This is a genomic window from Luteimonas salinilitoris, assembly GCF_041300785.1.
Classification (GTDB): Bacteria; Pseudomonadota; Gammaproteobacteria; order Xanthomonadales; family Xanthomonadaceae; genus Luteimonas; species Luteimonas salinilitoris.
In genome coordinates this window covers 104255-121846 of the sequence record NZ_JBFWIB010000005.1, presented here as the reverse complement: position 1 = coordinate 121846, position 17592 = coordinate 104255, and the positions used below count along the sequence as shown (strand labels likewise).

General features: G+C 69.4%; 20 protein-coding genes. 18 read left to right on the top strand and 2 right to left on the bottom strand.

What is annotated here, in order from left to right; genetic code table 11:
- Window positions 1–78 precede the first annotated feature (78 nt).
- The 12 genes from AB5T46_RS10320 (at window position 79) to AB5T46_RS10265 (ending at window position 9135) form a co-directional block, all read left to right on the top strand.
- Complete coding sequence (locus tag AB5T46_RS10320; RefSeq protein WP_370563841.1) at window positions 79–636, top strand: RNA polymerase sigma factor; 558 nt, start codon at window positions 79–81, stop codon at window positions 634–636.
- 110 nt (window positions 637–746) lie between these two features.
- Window positions 747–983, top strand: a complete 237-nt coding sequence (locus AB5T46_RS10315) for a RebB family R body protein (RefSeq protein WP_149194335.1) — start codon at window positions 747–749, stop codon at window positions 981–983.
- A 263-nt stretch (window positions 984–1246) separates the two neighbouring features.
- The gene (locus tag AB5T46_RS10310; protein WP_370563840.1) at window positions 1247–1708 is read left to right on the top strand and encodes a hypothetical protein; all 462 of its coding nucleotides are present in this window, start codon (window positions 1247–1249) and stop codon (window positions 1706–1708) included.
- Window positions 1709–1762: 54 nt separating this feature from the next.
- Entirely contained in the window at window positions 1763–3946 is a 2184-nt protein-coding gene (locus tag AB5T46_RS10305; protein WP_370563838.1) for a hypothetical protein, read from the top strand.
- A gap of 49 nt (window positions 3947–3995) precedes the next feature.
- The gene (locus AB5T46_RS10300; protein ID WP_370563837.1) at window positions 3996–4214 is read left to right on the top strand and encodes a hypothetical protein; all 219 of its coding nucleotides are present in this window, start codon (window positions 3996–3998) and stop codon (window positions 4212–4214) included.
- An 85-nt stretch (window positions 4215–4299) separates the two neighbouring features.
- Window positions 4300–4866 (top strand): flagellar biosynthesis protein FlhF, encoded by a 567-nt coding sequence (locus AB5T46_RS10295; protein WP_370563836.1) that lies wholly within the window; start codon window positions 4300–4302, stop codon window positions 4864–4866.
- 72 nt (window positions 4867–4938) lie between these two features.
- A complete protein-coding gene (locus AB5T46_RS10290; protein WP_370563835.1) occupies window positions 4939–5259 on the top strand; it encodes a RebB family R body protein in 321 nt (106 codons plus the stop codon).
- 92 nt (window positions 5260–5351) lie between these two features.
- Complete coding sequence (locus tag AB5T46_RS10285) at window positions 5352–5675, top strand: RebB family R body protein (protein ID WP_370563834.1); 324 nt, start codon at window positions 5352–5354, stop codon at window positions 5673–5675.
- A gap of 65 nt (window positions 5676–5740) precedes the next feature.
- A complete protein-coding gene (locus AB5T46_RS10280) occupies window positions 5741–6082 on the top strand; it encodes a RebB family R body protein (RefSeq protein WP_370563833.1) in 342 nt (113 codons plus the stop codon).
- A 306-nt stretch (window positions 6083–6388) separates the two neighbouring features.
- On the top strand, window positions 6389–7186 hold the full coding sequence (locus AB5T46_RS10275; RefSeq protein ID WP_370563832.1) for a Crp/Fnr family transcriptional regulator: 798 nt from the start codon (window positions 6389–6391) through the stop codon (window positions 7184–7186).
- Window positions 7187–7352: 166 nt separating this feature from the next.
- Entirely contained in the window at window positions 7353–8399 is a 1047-nt protein-coding gene (locus AB5T46_RS10270) for a class I SAM-dependent methyltransferase (RefSeq protein WP_370563831.1), read from the top strand.
- Window positions 8400–8412: 13 nt separating this feature from the next.
- Window positions 8413–9135, top strand: coding sequence for a pseudouridine synthase (locus AB5T46_RS10265; RefSeq protein WP_370563830.1), 723 nt, complete (start codon window positions 8413–8415; stop codon window positions 9133–9135).
- A 62-nt stretch (window positions 9136–9197) separates the two neighbouring features.
- Here the strand turns inward: AB5T46_RS10265 and AB5T46_RS10260 are convergent, their stop codons facing one another.
- Entirely contained in the window at window positions 9198–9758 is a 561-nt protein-coding gene (locus AB5T46_RS10260; protein ID WP_370563829.1) for a DUF1415 domain-containing protein, read from the bottom strand.
- A 178-nt stretch (window positions 9759–9936) separates the two neighbouring features.
- On the opposite strand from AB5T46_RS10260, the gene AB5T46_RS10255 reads away from it, so the two are divergent.
- On the top strand, window positions 9937–10827 hold the full coding sequence (locus tag AB5T46_RS10255) for a DMT family transporter (protein WP_370563828.1): 891 nt from the start codon (window positions 9937–9939) through the stop codon (window positions 10825–10827).
- Between the two features lie 97 nt (window positions 10828–10924).
- Window positions 10925–11800, top strand: a complete 876-nt coding sequence (locus AB5T46_RS10250) for a hypothetical protein (RefSeq protein ID WP_370563827.1) — start codon at window positions 10925–10927, stop codon at window positions 11798–11800.
- Window positions 11801–11947: 147 nt separating this feature from the next.
- Here the strand turns inward: AB5T46_RS10250 and AB5T46_RS10245 are convergent, their stop codons facing one another.
- Window positions 11948–12589, bottom strand: a complete 642-nt coding sequence (locus tag AB5T46_RS10245) for an OmpW/AlkL family protein (protein ID WP_370563825.1) — start codon at window positions 12587–12589, stop codon at window positions 11948–11950.
- Window positions 12590–12830: 241 nt separating this feature from the next.
- Between AB5T46_RS10245 and AB5T46_RS10240 the strand changes: the two genes are divergently transcribed.
- From AB5T46_RS10240 to AB5T46_RS10225, 4 genes are all read left to right on the top strand, one after another.
- Window positions 12831–13601 carry a DUF2884 family protein gene (locus tag AB5T46_RS10240; RefSeq protein ID WP_370563824.1) on the top strand — a complete coding sequence of 257 codons (771 nt, stop codon included), beginning with the start codon at window positions 12831–12833 and terminating at the stop codon, window positions 13599–13601.
- A gap of 617 nt (window positions 13602–14218) precedes the next feature.
- Complete coding sequence (gene aceF, locus AB5T46_RS10235; protein WP_370563822.1) at window positions 14219–15970, top strand: dihydrolipoyllysine-residue acetyltransferase; 1752 nt, start codon at window positions 14219–14221, stop codon at window positions 15968–15970.
- A complete protein-coding gene (locus AB5T46_RS10230; protein WP_370563821.1) occupies window positions 15967–16452 on the top strand; it encodes a YybH family protein in 486 nt (161 codons plus the stop codon). Before aceF ends, AB5T46_RS10230 begins: the two co-directional genes overlap by 4 nt.
- Complete coding sequence (locus AB5T46_RS10225; protein ID WP_370563820.1) at window positions 16449–17579, top strand: mechanosensitive ion channel family protein; 1131 nt, start codon at window positions 16449–16451, stop codon at window positions 17577–17579. The genes AB5T46_RS10230 and AB5T46_RS10225 overlap by 4 nt, the downstream gene beginning before the upstream one ends.
- Window positions 17580–17592: the final 13 nt, after the last annotated feature.

Sequence of the window (17592 nt, the reverse complement as noted above, 5' to 3'; positions counted from 1 at the left end):
CGCGTGTCCCGCAGGTAACAGCCGCCGCCCGCGTCGCCTTCCGAGACTCGCCCGACACGGAACGGAAGGAGCCGGGCGATGGAAGGAGGGAGGCAGGCCTACGGTGCGTTCGGCACCGCGGACGAGGTGTTCGTCGATGCGTGGCGGGCGACCCTGCCCGAGCTGCGCCGGCGGGCGCTGCGCCTGGCGGGTGGCCGTCGCGATCGCGCGGAGGACCTGGTCGCCGATACCGCGATCAAGGCATTGTTGTTCATGCGCGGATCGCCGGACGTGCTGACCGATCCGGAGGGTCTGCTGATGGTGGTGCTGCGCCATGTCTTCCTCGACGGCGTCAGGCGCGGCCGGCGCGAGAGCGCGACCGTGGATGCCGCCGCCGATGTGCAGGCGGCGCTGGAGACCCGCGACGGCGGCGGCCTGTCGCCGTTGCAGCACGCGGAACTGCGCGACCAGATGAACCGGCTGGTGACCGCGGTCGCCGCACTGACGCGCGAGCAGAAGCGGCTGTTCGCCCTCCGCTTCGTCGAGGATCTTCCCTACGCGGCGATCTCCGAACGCCTGCGCATCAGCGAGCCATTGACGCGCAAACGCGTGGAATTGCTGCGCCGGCGCCTGCGGACGGTGGATGCGCGCGATTGAACGCGGCGGCCGTTCACAACGTGCGCGCCGGTGCGTTTGGATGAGAGGCACGGCGGCCACCGCCGGCTCCACCGACGCCCGACTTCCTGCGACCGCTCAAGGATATTTCCATGGCCGACTCCACACCCGTCAACGCGCAGATCACCGATGCGGTGACACAGACCAACGTCAAGGTCGTCGCCGAGGCGCCCGCGCAAGCGATCGCCGCGCTCTACCAGGTCGCCAGCCACTCCACCGGGCTGGCGCTGCAGAACGCGGTGCACAGCCAGCAGGCGCTCAACCAGATCTCCAGCGCGGTCATCTCCAAGGCCGTGGGGCTGATCATGGCGATCGGAGAGAAGTCGTGAACGGGTGCGCCGCATCGTCGGGCGTCGCCTTCCCGGGCGGGGGGAGGTGAGCCATGGCCCTCTGGTTCAGGAGAAAGTCCAAGCAGGCTCCGGAACGGAGCGGTGGAGCGTCGGCGGACGCATCGGATCCCGCGTCGCCGCCGCCATCGCCGCCTCCACCTTCACCGCCCCCGCCCCCGCCGCCCCCGCCGCCCCCGCCTCCGCCACCCCCGCCTCCGCCTCCGCCTGTGGCGCCACCCAAGCGTCCGACGACGCTGAGCGCGATGAACGAGCACATGCTGGCCCAGGCGGGCGCGGCGGCGCCGGCGACCGACGCGCTCAACCAGAAGATCGTCCAGGCGGTACGGATGAGCAACGCCGAGGACACTGCGTATGCGCCGTCGCAGATCGCGATCGGACCCGACATGATGATCAGCCAGGCCTCCGGCCTGGTGGCGCAGTCCGCGGCCGCCTACTTCGACGGCGCCAGCAAGCTGGCGCTGGCCAGCCAGGGCGTCCTGCTCAAGCAGATGACGCAGAACCTGGTCGAGCAGAACCTGGCGCAGGCCGCCGAGGACGCGCTGGGCGTGCTGGTGACGGACGTGATGCTGGCCGCCGCCGCCGCGGTGGCCGCGGCCGCGGGCGCGATGGAGGCCGAGTCCGCCAGCTTCGCCATCGACAAGATCGACCAGAGCATCTCCAAGTACAGCAGCCTGCTGGCGAACCACAAGCCGAAGTCGTCATAGCGGCGCGTGTGGCGCGCCTCCGGAGCACGCGACCCGTACACGAGGAATTCCGTCATGGCCTATTTCAAACTGGCGCCGGTCACAGGGATCACCAATTATCCGGTCGACTACCACAGTCACTTCACCGGCATACTCCCCGTCCGCGGCAAGGACGACCGGCAGCCGTCGCTGGTGAATCTGCTCGCAGAAGCGTTGTTCCGGAGCGATCCGCGCAAGAGCGACAAAGCGGAGCTGCAGCTGTTCGACTACGCGTTGCGGTTCATGATGGACGAGCAGACGAATCCGCTCGCCCGACTCGCGAGCAGCCTCAGCCGTGCGGAGTACGAGCGCGCCGAATGCGCGGCCGAGAACATCTACGTGGCGGCCGTGCTGGCGGGGCATATCGACTACCTGGACATGGATCTTCTTGCCGAACCGGCCTATCGCCCGGACTTGTACGACGCGGTCCGCGCGCGGATTGTCAAAAAGGCGCTGGACTCCCCTGTGAAGCCGGACCAATCCCTGATGAAGCTTGTCCGTTACTTCAACGGCAAGATCTACAGCAGCAACAAGCACACGCCGTTCGACGACTGCTACAAGATGCGGGGGGCTTTCGTGAAGTTCTTCTGCGACGGCGATCCGGCCGAATTCGAGAAGTGGGACGACTGGCAGCAGCAAAGATACCGCGCGTGGATCCGGGCGACGTTCGATTATCTGCGGGAAGAGGGCATCACGCATACGCAGACGGCCGCGACGCAGGACGAAATGAAGGAGTTGGCCACACGGGCGGCCGAATACAACGCGGAAAACCACACCAGCTACAAGCTGCTCGTCCATACGCCTTCGCAGTATCTCCCTGACGGGAAGCTCGAGGCGTATCTCAAGGACGCGATCCTGCCGCTGTTGAGTGATGACAAGCGCGATATCGTCGGGATCGACCTGCTCGGCGCCGAGAACAAGGTCGGCAACTACAGGGAGCTGTTCGAATTCCTTCGCGCGCAGGAAACCGGGCTGGAGGCCAACTTCGGCCAGGGCAAGCCGCGCGCATTGAAACTGATCGTCCACATCCATTGCGGCGAAGGCAGCGGCTTCGGGTCCGGTAACCGATCCATGATCGGCTATTACCTGTACGAAGCCGGATTCCCGGAAGAATCGTTCTTCGAGGATCTCCCCCGATACATCATCAAGTGCTACAAGGCCGCGGAGGGAAAGCAACTGGCGACGCCTCGCGGGACGCGCGGGACGGCGACTCCGTTCGGTCTTTTCGACGAGCTGTTCCACGACAATTCGCTGACCTACCGAGGCAGGCTGCTGCGGCGCTTCGACATCAGCAGCGAGACGTCGCGCGAGCTGGCGGCCTACAACGCCAAGCGCAACGTCATGGCATTGAGCGAGACCTTGGACAGCACGCCGCAGGACGCGGACCGGACCTGGTACCGGCTGCTCGCCGAGGACAGCGCGCTGTTCGCCTTCCGCCTGGGGCACGACTACTACTACCGCAATTTCATGGCGGCCAAGTATCCACAGATCGCCTTCGATACCAACCTGGGCAGCAACGCGATCACCGGCGCCTCGGGGCTGTTCAGTTCGATCGAGAGCTACCGGATCAACCGCGGCTACCGGCATCTGGACGGCTACATCGATACCAACGTCCTGCGGGCCGCCGGCGATGCGGTCGCCTACATGGCGTCCGAAGCCCTGACGCAGGAACAGATCGCCGGACTCACCGGCATGAGCATGCAGCCCGAGGCGCTGGGCGAGATCCTCGAAGGCAGCAAGGATTGGATCGTGCAGCAGCTGCAGAGCGCCCTGGGCCCGATCTACCCCCAGGTCGTCACCAAGGATTCCTTCTACGACAAGTATTGCAGCCTGGTGCTGGCGACCGCCGGGGGCGTCGACACGCCCGCATACAGGTATCAGGCGATGGCTCGGGTGCTGGCGCTGTTCCGGAACTGGCGGTCCTACCTGCTGGGCGCCGACGGCCAGGGTGCGGAGCACAGCGACATCCAGCACGAGTTCCTGCGTATGCTCATCCTGCTGGTCTACGGCCTGCTGCCCACCGGCGAGACGCGGATCGACGCGAAGGTACTGGTCGACCTTCAATACCTGCTGCGCTCGATTGCCGAGAGTTACTGGCGCGCCACGGTGGGTCCGGTCGAATTCAAGCTCCTGCAGGACAAGGTCAGGCTGGAATTGCTCGAGGGCTTCAAGGCGCCCGATTCCGTCGTGACGGTGCGCCGGAGCGCCGTGCGGCAGTGACGCGGCTGCCGAGGAGACGAAGCGTCGCTGCCCGGCCAGGAGAGTCCGTATGGATGAGATCGTCGAGTACCTGCTCAGCGCGCGGCCCGACGGGCATGACGCGAAACCGCGCGACGACCCGCCTTCGCCGGTGCCCGCGGCGCCCGTCCCGGCAGAGCGGGAAAAACCCGGCGGCGCCGGGACGCCGGACCTGCTCGGCCTGCTGTTCGAACGGCTGGGTGACGAAACGGTGCGGCGGGCGATCGCCCGCTTGATCTTCCCGCACTGAGCCGACGACGGCGGAGGTTCCGCGACCGCTGCGCCGGGCGGTCCGTCGCCGTGAACCCGAATCCGACTGCTTGCGGAGACCAGACATGAATGCATCCGACGACCCTCTTTTCACCCAGTTGCACGCGCTGGCCGAGCGTTGGCTGAAGCGGCCGTTGACCGCCGCCGAGACGCGGGAGCTGGCACGCTTCCGGCAGTCGTGCGGGCACGGAGCCGGCGACGCTTCCCCGGCCGCCGCGCAGGCCGAGCAGACGGTGCAGGAAGCCCGGCGGCAGGCGCAGGCGGCGATCCAGGACGTCCTGGACGGCGCGCGCGAGCTTGCGCAGCGCATGGCCCGCGAACGCGAGCAGGAGGACCGCGCCATCCTGGCGATGGTCGAAAGCGCCGGCTCGCTCGCCGACCTGCGCCCCTCCGCGTTGCCGGACGGCGACGGGCAGGGCCCGCCGGCCGACCGGATCGTGATCACGCAGATCGCCGACCGCCTGGCCAACATGGTCAGGACGGAGGTGCAGGCCTGCTTCGAGCGGCAGCTGGCGCCGCTGGCGAACCGGATCGAGGCGCTGCTAAACGAGGCGCGCACGCCGGCGCCGCCGCCGGCCGCGCCCGATGCGCAGGATGCATCACAGAATTCGAGCGGCGCTGCGAATCCCTAGTTCACGAACGCGGGCGCGCATCGTTATTCGAATCGCACGGCGCGTGCCGTGTCGACACCGAGGAGTTCAATCATGGCATTCCCCACCGCAGTCAACGATCAGGTGACCGATGCGGTCACCCAGTCCAACGTCAAGGTCATCGGCGAGGCGCCGGCCTTCGCGATGGGCTCGATCTTCCAGAGCCTGGCGCACTCGACCGGCATCCTGTTCGAGAACGCCGTCGCCGCACAGCAGCAGCAGAACACCCTGGCGCAGGCCGCGTCCAACCAGGGCGTGATGCAGATCTACAGCCTCGATACCACCGCCGCCGCCGGTGCCAGCGAAAAGGTCGCGCAGACCGGCGTGTCCGACAACCTGACCAGCCTGTTGACCGTGCTCAACGCGTTCAAGTAACGATGGCGCGCGCCGCCGCGCTCGGCGGCACGGCGGCGCCTTCCGGAGCAGGCTTCGGCAGGCGCTGACATTCTCCGACAAAGGACATTTCCATGGCATATCCCACCGCCGTCAACAACCAGATCACCGATGCGGTCACCCAGTCCAACGTCAAGGTCATCGGCGAGGCGCCGGCCTTCGCGATGGGCTCGATCTACCAGAGCATGGCGCACTCGACCGGCATCCTGTTCGAGAACGCCGTCGCCGCACAGCAGCAGCAGAACACGCTGGCGATGGCTGCGGCCAACCAGGGCGTCATGCAGATCTACAGCCTCGACACCACCGCTGCCGCCGGCGCCACCGAGAAGGTCGCGCAGACTGGCGTCTCCGACAACCTGACCAGCCTGCTGACCGTGCTCAACGCGTTCAAGCAGTAATCCGGACGCCGCCGGTCCGGGCACGCCCCGGCCGGCGCTGACTTCCACCAAGCGAGGACATTCCCATGGCATATCCCACCGCCGTCAACAACCAGATCACCGATGCGGTCACCCAGTCCAACGTCAAGGTCATCGGCGAGGCGCCGGCCTTCGCGATGGGCTCGATCTTCCAGAGCCTGGCGCACTCGACCGGCATCCTGTTCGAGAACGCCATCGCCGCGCAGCAGCAGCAGAATACGCTGGCGCTCGCCGGATCCAACCAGGGTGTGATGCAGATCTACAGCGTCGACACCACCGCTGCCGCCGGCGCCACGGAGAAGGTCGCGCAGACCGGTGTCTCCGACAACCTGACCAGCCTGCTGTCCGTGCTCAACGCCTTCAAGCCGGCGACCCCGGCCGGCTTGTAACCAGCGGGGCATCCGCTGCTCTTTCGGCGCGGTTCCGGCCCCCCTGGGCCGCGCCGGTTCCCCCAAGGATGCCGCATTCGAACGACGCGGGAAGCACGCAGCGACGCTGCCATGCGGCGGTGGAACGAATGCTTCGCAGGCCGGCTTGCCGGCGACGGAACATGGGCGTCCGGCGGTCGATCCGCCGACACGCCGAAGACCATCGGCGAGCGCGACGCGATCCGTCGCCGGCGATGGAGAGGAGGGGGAAATGGACCTTTCGAACAGGCACAGCGTCCGCTCCGCCGCGTCCGCGATGCGCAACCCATGACGATGATCGGCACGCGTGCCAGCGGCGGGAAGCATCCGCTCGAACGTTTCGCGCTGTTGCGCGGCCTGGCGCCGTCCCTGCTGGAGTTCGTCGCCGCCAACAGCGTCGAATGCCGTTTCGGCGAGGGCGAGACGCTGTTCTTCAAGAACGATCCCGGCGACTTCCTCGCGCTGGTGGCCGACGGGTGGATCTACGAGATCCTGTACGGTCCTGACGGGCAGGAGTTGATCGTCGGCACGATCGCGCCCGGCGAGGCCGTCGATGAAGCGGTGCTGCTGGACCGCCACCGGCGCAGCTTCACCGCGATCGCCTACGCCGACACCGTGGTGCTGAAGCTCGCGCGCCGGCATTTCCCTGCGCTGGTGTCGGAGCCGGCGGTGCTCGAGCGCGCCTACGCCGCGTTGTGCGGCAATCTGCGCCGGGCGATCGACAATCTCGAGAACATGTGCCTGCACCGGCTGGAGGCGCGGCTGGCGCGCTACCTGCTGACGCAGCTGCAGGTGCAGGGAGCGCCGCGCGGCAACACCGCCGAGATCGCACTGCCGCCGACCCAGAGCATCCTCGCGGCGATGGTGAACGTGAGCCGCTCGAAATTGAACGAACAGCTCCAGCGCTGGCACCGTAGCGGCCTGGTCAGTCGCCACCGCCACGTGCTGCGCATCAACGACCTGGATGCATTCCGCGGCAGGGCCTGCCTGCAGTCCGGCGGCACGGTGCCGGCGCCGGCCGGCGCCACCGGGCCGTGCGCGGCAGCCGGCGGCATGAACAGTCGCGTGCCGGCCGTGCTTTCCTAGGCGGTATCGACGTCCGGGCCCGACCTGCGTTGCCCAGCGAAGGGAAGCCGGAGCGAGCGGACGGGCGCTCTTGCGAGAGCGCCGGAAGTCACGACTCCGCAGGCGCTGTAGTGGCCCGCCATGCGGCGCGTAGAATCCACGTCTCGTCCGTCGCCCTGCATCGCCCGTGCCCATCGGCCGCCAAGACCCCGCGCTCGACACCCTGCTGCTGCCGTTCGCGGGCGGACACCTGCAGTGGCCGCCCGGCGAGGTGCTGTTCCTGCGCGCGCGCGCCGGTGCGGCGCTGATGCCACTGCCGCGCGAGCGCCTGGTCTGCGAGCAGAGCTTCCGTCCCGAGGCCGATGCGCTGTGGCGCGACGGATTCCGGGTGCGTGAGGACGGTGAGGACGGCGGTACCCGCCATCCGCTGGTGCTGCTGCTGCCGCCGCGCCAGCGTGACGAGGCCCGCGCGCTGTATGCGCAGGCGCTGTCTCGCGCGACCGACGGCGGCACGGTCGTCGTCAGCCTGGCCAACGATGCCGGCGCGCGGACGGGCGAAGCCGACCTGGCGCGCATCGCCGGGCCGGTGACGTCGCTGTCGAAGCACAAGTGCCGGGTGTTCTGGACGCGGTCGGGGCAGGCCGGCGGCGATGCCGCGCTCGCCGCGCAATGGGGCGTTCTGGACGCGCCGCGGCCGGTGGCGGGTGGACGCTTCCTGAGCCGGCCCGGCGTGTTCGCCTGGGACCGGATCGACGCCGCGTCGGCCCTGCTTGCCGCGCACCTGCCGCCGACGCTCGCCGGCCGCGGCGCCGACCTCGGCACCGGTTACGGCTATCTCGCCGACGAAGTGCTGCGGCGCTGTCCGGGCGTGTCCGCGCTCGACCTGTACGAGGCCGAGCGGCGCGCGCTCGACCTGGCGCGCGGCAATCTCGCCGCGCACGCCGGGCGGGTCGCGCTCGGCTTCCATTGGCACGATGTCTGCGCCGGCCTGCCGAATCGCTACGATTTCATCGTCAGCAATCCGCCCTTCCACGGGCAGGGGAATGCGGCGCGGCCGGACATCGGGCGCCGCTTCATCGAAGCAGCCGCGCAGTCGCTGCACCCCGGCGGCGTGCTGTGGCTGGTGGCCAACCGCCAGCTGCCTTACGAACAGGCGCTCGGGACCGGCTTCGGTACGGTGCGCACCGTCGCCCAGCGTGACGGCTTCAAGGTGATCGAGGCAAGGGCGTGTTAACAGGCCCTGGGCGATGAAGCTGGTACGCCTGCTCGCGAACCTGGGCTACGGCAGCCGCAAGCAGGCGACGCTGCTATGCCGCGCGGGGCGGGTGACCGATCCGCACGGCGAGGTGCTCTACGCCGACGACGTGGTCGCGCATGCCGACGTGCGCGTCGACGGCGAGTCGCTGGATCCGCCGCAGGGCATGCTGCTGATGCTGCACAAGCCGGTCGGCTACACCTGCTCCACCCGCGATCCGGGGCGCGTGGTCTACGACCTGCTGCCGCCGCGCTTCCGCCTGCGCACGCCGGGGCTGTCCACGGTCGGCCGGCTCGACCGCGACACCAGCGGCCTGCTGCTGCTGACCGACGACGGCGCGCTGCTGCACCGGATCATCGCGCCGAAGTCGAACCTGCCGAAGGTGTACGAGGCGGAACTGGCGCAGCCGCTGCGCGGCGACGAGGCGGTGCTGTTCGCCAGCGGCACGCTGCTGCTGGAATCGGAAACGACGCCGCTCGAGCCGGCGCGGCTGGACGTCATCGATCCGCGGGGCGCCCGGCTGACCCTGACCGAGGGCCGCTACCACCAGGTGCGGCGCATGTTCGCCGCCGTCGGCAACCACGTCGAACGCCTGCACCGCAGCCGTGTCGGTGGACTCGCGCTGGAGGACCTGGCGGCCGGCGAATGGCGCCAGCTCGACGCCGACGCGCGTGCGCGCCTGTTCGCCGCGGATAACGCCGGCGCTTCTCCGTAGGAGCGCGCCATGCGCGCGATGCCGCGACGGCCATGCGGAGCGGCGTGTCTCGAAAGACGCGGCTATTCCGACCCGTCTTCCAGCAACCGCCGCCAGCCGTCGCGACCCAGCCGCCGCAGCGTCCGCTGGTTGCGTTCGACGATGACGTCCGGATCCGGATAGGCCGCCACCGCGCGCGTCACGCTGTCCTCGCGCAGCAGGTGCAGCATCGGGTGCGGAGAGCGGTTGCTGAAGTTCTCGATGTCGTCCTCGCCGCTGCCGGCGAAGCGGTACTGCGGATGGAAGCTGGCCACCTGCAGCACGCCCTCCAGGTCCATCGAGGCGAGCAGGGCGTCGGCGGCGCCGAGGAAGTCGTTGTAGTCGTAGAAGTCCGCCAGCACCCGCGGGTGGACGAGCAGGGTGGTGTCGACGGTCTCGGGCGGGGTGTCGCGCAGCAGCGCGAGCTCATCGGCGAGCGCCTGCAGCAAGGCGTCGGGCGTGGCGGCGCCGCTGAGCACGAAGCGCACCTGGTCCTTCGCCACCACCGCTTTCGCGAACGGGCACAGGTTGAGGCCGACCACCGCGCGCTGCAGCCAGCGGCGGGTTTCGGCGATCGGATCGGAGGCATTCGTGCTGGCAGTCATCGGAACCTCATGGTTCATGCAGTGTATGCCGGCCGCTCACTTCCGCACTGAAACGCCCGCCGCAGTCATCCCAGCGCAGGCTGGGATCCACGTCGATTTGTCGCCGACCCACGGCGTGCGATGGCCTGCCCGACCGACAGCCCATAAGCTGTGCGCCCACCCCGCTCCCCGGCTGCCCGTGCCTTCGACCCATGCCCCGGATACCGCCCGCCGTGCCGCGCTGTGGATGCTGCTCGCGGTGCTGTTTTTCGCACTGATGGACGCCGGCATGAAATGGCTTGCGGCCGATTATCCGCCGCTGCAGGTGGCGACCCTGCGCGGCGCCGCGGCGCTGCCGCCGGTCTTCGTCTGGGTGCTGCTGAGCGGTCGCGCGGCCACCCTGCTGCGGGTGCACTGGCGCCTGCATCTGCTGCGCGGCGTGCTGGGCATCGCGATGATGTTCGGGTTCGTCTACGGCCTGGCGCGGATGCCGATGTCGACCGCGTACGCGATCGTGTTCGTGGCGCCGCTGCTGGTCACGGCGATGGCGGTGCCGGTCCTGAAGGAAAAGGTCGGTCCGCGGCGCTGGAGCGCGATCGCGCTGGGCATGGTCGGCGTGCTGGTCGTGCTGCGACCCACCGGCGAGGGCGTGATGACCTTGGCCGGGCTGGCGCTGCTGCTGGCCGCCGCCTGCTATTCGGCCGCGGCGATCACGGTGCGGGTGCTGGCGCAGCGCGACAGCATCGAGGCAATGGTGTTCTGGTTCCTGGTACTGCTGGCGCTCGGTGCCGGCGCGCTGGCCTGGCACGGCTGGGTGCCGATCCAGGCGCACGACGCCTGGCCGATCGCCGGCGTCGGGCTGGCCGGGGCGCTCGGCCAGGTGGCGCTGACCCATGCGTTCCGGCTCGGCGAGGCGTCGCAGATCGCGCCGCTCGAATACACCGGCCTGGTCTGGGTGCTGCTGCTGGACCTGACTGTCTGGCAGGTGCTGCCCGACCGCATGACCTGGATCGGCGCCGCGATCATCATCGCCAGCGGCCTGTATCTGCTGCGCCGCGAGCGCGTGCACGTGGTGACCGCGCCGCCCTGAGCGCCGCTGTAGGGCCCGTCCCGACCGGCGGATGTCGCATTCCGGTTGGTTTTTGCGTTCGCCTGGAAGTACCGATCTTCCGGTACGTCCAGGAGGAATGCCCGTGAAACCGTTACACCGTCATCTCGCCATAGCCGCGCTCGCCGCCGCCCTGGTGTCCCTGGCCGGTCACGCCAGCCAGCCGCAGTCGCCGCTGCAGCGTGCCGAGGCCGTCGAACGCCGATCGGCGGATCTGCTTCCCGATCCGCTGCGCCAGCAGCTGTCGATGCGCATCCGGGACATCCTGCCCGGCGCCACGGCAGCCGGCGCCCCGAGTGTCGACGATGTCAGCGATGTCGATTCGTTCGGGCGCCCGCTGAAATGGCTGGGCTCGGGGCAGATGAACATCTCCCTGGCGGAAAGCTGCCCGGCGCCCGTTCCCGGCACCACGGTCGGCAGCGCCTGTGCGCAACTGCAGCCGTTGCCGGGGTTCACGAGCTTTGCGTTCGACGACGTCGCCCGGATCACGCTGCCGGAGAAGGCGTCGCACTCGCTCCTGTGCCACTGGTTCTCGCCCTTTCTCAACGTGGTCTACCGCAACCCGGAACCGCCGGGCGGCGCATCGGTCGTCGCTCGGCTGTCGTATTCGCCCACGCTGACGATCGAGAACGCGGTGCTCGACGACCCCGCGATGATCGACCCGATGACCGGGTTGCCGTTCAATGGCCGCTTGACGACGTCGATGACAAGCTCCGAAAGCTTCGAGGTGCCGCTGCCGGCCGATACGCAGATCTCGACGCGCGAGCGGGACACGGCGACCTGCATCGCAGGCTTCCTGTCGCGCCGCACGCTGGTCCGGGACTGGGGCCTCACCGAAGGCCAGGCGAAGCAGTTCTTCAAGAACCCGACCACGATCCGGATGAACATCAGCGGCAGCGCCCAGTATGTGGCGCACGCGAATATGATCTTCGGACTGCGCATCATCGGCGACTGAGCGGCCCGCGAGGGCGCGCCCGGCCCCGGCGATCGCCGGTGGCGCGCACCGGGTCGTGCGAATCGGGTTCCGGCCCGCATCGGGCGAAAGCAGGACGGGCCCTTTCGGGCCCGTCCGGTGGAGGCGATGGCCGCTGCGCGGCCGCGGTCAGAACCGCGCGCCGACGCCGACGCCCACGGTCCACGGATCGAGCTTGATGTCGCGCTCGATCGTCTCGCCGGCGAGCTGTGCGTCGGCACGGGCGCGCATGTAGCGCGCGTCGGCGCGGGCGAACCAGGTCGGGGTGATGTTGAGGTCCAGGCCGACGGTGCCGATCGCGCCCTTGGGCGTGGTCAGGCCGACGTGGTCGCCGCCCGGGTTGAGGTCCTCGTTGCTGATGTTGGACTGGTAGTAGCCCAGGCCCACGAACGGCCGGAAGGTGTTGTCGGCCTGGCCGAAGTGGTACTGGCCGCTCAGCGCGACCGGCTGCTGCTCGATGGTGCCGATCTTGCCGTCGTCGCCGCGCACGCGGTGGTTGAACTTGTCCGCGGCGCCCCACAGCTCGACGCCGATGTTGTCGTTGACGTGGTAGGTCGCGCTCAGGGTCGGCGCGGGGCCGCCGTCGACGTCGATGCGCGAGCCGGGCAGGGGGTCGGACTCGGGCTGCAGCAGGGTCACGCCGCCAACCACGGAGACGCGCTTGCCCGAGGTGGTGTCGGTGGAGAGCGGTCCGCTGTCCTGGGCGAACGCGGCCGGGCTGGCGATCAGGGCGATGGCGGTGGCAAGACTCAGTTTGCGAAGTGAAGACATGGGGGATCTCCTCGTTGTTATAGATGTTGTGTGCCCGGGGAGAGGGCGCGGGCCACCGTAGCGAGGCGGGTATGAACCGCACTTGGCCTGCGCGTTAAATCGCAGCCGGCGTTTTCACGATCGCTTCAGCCAATTCAGGAAGCGCAACCGCACCTGACGAAAGTCACGCCACCCACCGGCACGGGACCGGATCGCACCGGTGCCGCACAATCGACCGCAATCGCAAGCAAGGGGTCGGGACATGCGCACGAGAGAATGGCGACTGGCGGCGGCGGCATTGCTGCTGGCCTGCGGCGGCGCCGTCGCCAAGAGCGACACCAACATGTCCTGCGATGTCGAGAGCGATTACGACTTCAGCCTGTCCGAGCGCAGCGTCATCTTCACCCGCAGCTCGGGCAGCCCGCGGCAGTTGGTGGTGCGCCAGGGGCGGCTGTTCGTGGACGACCGCTGGGTCACGCTCAGCGGCGCCGACCGCCGCCGCGTGGCCGAGTACGAACGCGAGGCACGCGAGATCGTGCCGCTGGCGCGCGAGATCGGGCTGGAAGCGACCGAAATCGCCTTCATCGCCCTGGGCGAGGTGGCCGCCGGCTTCAGCAACGATCCCGAGGCCAGCCGGCGCAAGCTGCAGACGGCGCGCAAGCGGCTGGACACGCGGCTCGGCCAGTCCATCTCCGCCAACCGCTACAGCAGCGACGCGCTCGGCGAGGCCATCGGCGCCGCGGTGCGCGACGTGCTGCCCACGGTCATGGGCGACATCGTCGGCGGCGCGGTCCGGGCCGCGTTCGGCGGCGATACCGCGCGTCTGCAGCGGATGGAGAACCTGGACGCCGAGCTCGAGGCGCTGATCGAGCCGCGGGCCGAAGCGCTGGGCCGCAGCGCCGAGGCGTTGTGCATGCGCATGCGCCGGCTCGACGAGATCGACGACGCGCTCGACTACCGCCTGCCCGACGGCCGCCCGCTCGACCTGTTGCGGGTCGAGGTCGAACACAAGCGGCGCCGCGACGGCGCCTGATCAACCCCTGCAGCGGCGTCTCGCCGCACTTTCTCCGCCCCCGCATCCCCCGGGGGCGTTTTTTTTGCTGAAGATGCGCAGGCCTCAGATGGACAGGCTTCGGCTTCGGACGGATGCCGTGGCCTGCCGGCCGAGGCGTCGCCCGAGTCAGGACTCCCGGCCGACGCCTTGCGTGTCCGTGCAAACAGGCGCAGCACGATTGCGGGACACCACAGCTGTGCGCCGCTGCTTCGTAGGAGCGCGCCATGCGCGCGATGCCGCGGGCATGGCGCCGCCCGCGAATTCCGGTGACCGGCGCGCCTGCCGGTCCGGAATCGCGGCATCCACCGGATCCTGCCGGCACCCGCGGCATCGCGCGCATGGCGCGCTCCTACGGTGTACCTGGGCAGGATGCCCTGGCCGAGGGAAAAGCGATTCCCCGGCCGCCAGGGCGCGACGTCCGTCCGAAGGCCGCACACCGCTCTCCAACCAGGCGGCGGCATCACCGGTGTCGCAGGACGTCGCCCTCGTCACGACGGTTTCACCGGATACCGCTCCGTCAGTTTCGAGGGCGCGGTTGGCGGCCGGCGTTCATCCGGCCACAATACGGATCTCCCCCTCGCATCGCGGAGCGCCGCATGGCCGACCTGAAAGAAGCACGCGTCCCGGATATCGGCGGCTATGACGACGTGCCGGTGATCGAAGTCCTGGTCGCCGTCGGTGATCGCGTGGAACAGGACCAGGGCCTGGTCACGCTGGAATCGGACAAGGCGACGATGGAAGTGCCGGCGCCGTTTGCCGGTACGGTCAAGGAGGTCAAGGTCAAGGTCGGCGACAAGATCTCCGAAGGCAGCGTGGTCGCGATGATCGAGGCGGATGCGGACACGGACACGGACACGAGCGATGCCTCCGGCAAGCCCGAAGCGGCGAAGGCCGAATCCGCCGCAGGGAACGAAAAGCCCGCTCCGCCGCAGCCCGCCAAGGCCCCCGCGGCGGAGCAGCCGCCTGCGCCCGCCGCAGGCAAGCCATCCGCCACCGCCGGCGTACGGGATGCCGTGGTGCCCGATATCGGCGACTACGACGACGTGCCGGTGATCGAGGTGCTGGTCGCGGTCGGCGATACGGTCGAGCAGGACCAGGGCCTGGTCACGCTGGAATCGGACAAGGCGACGATGGAAGTGCCGGCGCCGTTCGCCGGCGTGGTCAAGGAACTCAAGGTCAAGGTCGGCGACAACGTGTCCGAGGGCAGCGTGGTCGCGCGGATCGAGGGGGCCGAGGCCGCCGCGCCGGCCAAGGCGTCCCCGGCGCAGGCCGCGGCGCCACAGCCCGCCGACAAGACCGACGACACCGTCGCCGAGCCGGCCTCGCCCGGCCGCAAGCCGGACAACATCGCACAGGCCTCGATGGAGCGCCGTACCCCTGGCGGCAGCGAACCGCCGGTGCGTTTCGACGCCGACGCAGTGATGCCCGACAAGGTGCCCTACGCCAGCCCGGCGGTGCGCCTGTTCGCGCGCGAACTCGGCGTCGACCTGCTGCGGGTCAAGGGCAGCGCGCGCGGCGGCCGCATCGCGAAGGAGGACGTACAGCAGTTCGTCAAGGCAGCGCTGCAGGGCGGTGGTGCCGCGGCCGGCGCGCCCGCCGGCGGTGGCGGGCTCAATCTGCTGCCGTGGCCGAAGGTCGACTTCTCCAAGTTCGGCGAGACCGAGGAAAAGCCGCTGTCGCGGATCCAGAAGATCTCCGGCGCCAACCTCGCCCGCAACTGGGCGATGATCCCGCACGTCACCCAGCACGACGACGCCGACGTCACCGAGCTGGAAGCGCTGCGCGTCGCCTTGAACAAGGAGAACGAGAAGGCGGGCATCAAGCTGACCATGCTCGCCTTCCTGATGAAGGGCAGCGTCGCCGCCTTGCAGAAGTATCCGCAGTTCAACGCCTCGCTCGACGCCGCCGGCGAAACCCTCACGCTGAAGAAGTACTTCCACATCGGTTTCGCCGCCGACACGCCGAACGGCCTGGTGGTGCCGGTGGTGCGCGACTGCGACCGCAAGGGCGTGATCGAGATCGCCCAGGAAAGCGCCGCGCTGGCGAAGAAGGCCCGCGACGGCAAGCTCGGTCCGTCGGAAATGCAGGGCGGCTGCTTCTCGATCAGCTCGCTCGGCGGCATCGGCGGCACCAGCTTCACCCCGATCGTCAACGCGCCGGAAGTGGCGATCCTGGGCGTGTCGAAATCGGCGATGAAGCCGGTCTGGGACGGCAAGGCCTTCCAGCCGCGCCTGGCCCTGCCGCTGTCGCTGTCCTACGACCACCGCGTGATCGACGGCGCCGCCGCGGCACGCTTCACCGCGTACCTGGCGCAGCTGCTCGGCGACATGCGCCGGGTGCTGCTGTGAGCCGGGCGCATTGCCGGCGCGCCCTGCTCCTGGGTGGATGCCTGCTGCTGGCCACGGCCGCGGCCGTGGCGCAGGAGCGCGGTGCCGCCGCGCCGCTGCGTGAAACCCTCGGCCGCCATCTGCAGGCGATCCAGGCGCGCGACCTGGACGCGCTGCTGGTCACCGTCACCCGCGGCGACGCGCTGACCCTGATCCTGCCCAACGGCAAGGTGCTGACCACGCGCGAGGAGTTCCGGCAGCTGCACGTGGACTGGTTCGCCGAGGACGGCTGGCGCATGCGCTTCGAGGTGCGACAGGTGCGCGAGTTCGGCGACACCGGCATCGCCCTGGTGCACTACCTGTCGCAGCAGCGCCAGGACGACGGCAGCTACGCCACCCGGCGCGAGGCGCTGCTGTCGCTGGTGTTCGCGCGCGAGCAGGGCGAATGGCGGCTGGTGTACGACCAGAACACCGTGATCCCGCCGGCGCCCGCGCAGCAATGACCGCGCCCCGGCCCGCGCCTCCGGCGGAGCGCCTGCCCGACGTGGGCGGGGCGGTCGAACGCGGTTGGAACGGCTTGCAACCGCTGTTCGAGCAGCCGTTGGTCGCCGTGTCCGGCCTGCGCCTGACCGTAGGCGGGCTGCTGTTCGCGGTGGTCGCGCTGCTGGTCGCGTGGCTGATGTCGGCGCTGTTGCGGCGTGCGATCGCGCGTTACGGCAGGCGCTACGAGAACGTCAATGCGGCCGCGCTGTACACCGTCTCGCGCCTGGTGCATTACCTGCTGCTGGTGGTGGGCTTTCTGGTGGCGCTGGACCTGGCCGGCATTCCCGTCACCAAGTTCGCGATCTTCGCCGGCGCCATCGGCGTGGGCCTGGGCTTCGGTCTGCAGGCCATCTTCAGCAATTTCATCTCCGGCCTGGTCCTGCTGTTCGACCGCTCGCTGAAAGTGGGCGACTTCGTGCAGCTCGACGACAACCTGCGCGGCACCGTGCGCGCGATCAACATCCGCGCCACGCTGATCACCACCAACGACAACATCGACGTCATCGTCCCCAATTCCGAGTTCGTCAGCGGCCGCGTGGTCAACTGGACCCACGGCTCGATCCACCGCCGGATCCGGGTGCGCTTCGGCGTCGCCTACGGCGTGGACAAGGAGCTGGTGAAGAAGGCCGCGCTCGAGGCCGCCGCCGCGGTGCCGTTCACCCTGGCCACCGAGGGCGACCGCCGCCCGCAGGTATGGCTGGTCAACTTCGGCGACAGCGCGGTCGAGTTCATCCTGGCGGTCTGGCTCAACGAGGCCGCGGCGCGCCGCAACGCAGCGATCGAGGCGGCCTACCTGTGGGAGCTGGACACCGCACTCAGGCGCCACGGCATCGAGATTCCGTTCCCGCAGCGCGATCTGCACCTGCGCAGCCTGTTCGGGTTGCACGGGGAGGCCGCGTTCGCCGCGCTGCGCGGAGAGGCACAGGCGGAAGCCGCCGCCGCGCAGGACACCTCCGGCGACGACGACCTGTCGCGGCACGAGCGCGTCGCGCTGGCCGGCAACGACGCGCAACAGGACGTGGAACGGGAGATCGCCGAAGACGCGGCCCCGGACGCGCCCGCCGCGCCCCCCACATCCGAATCCTGAAGGAGCGTTCCCC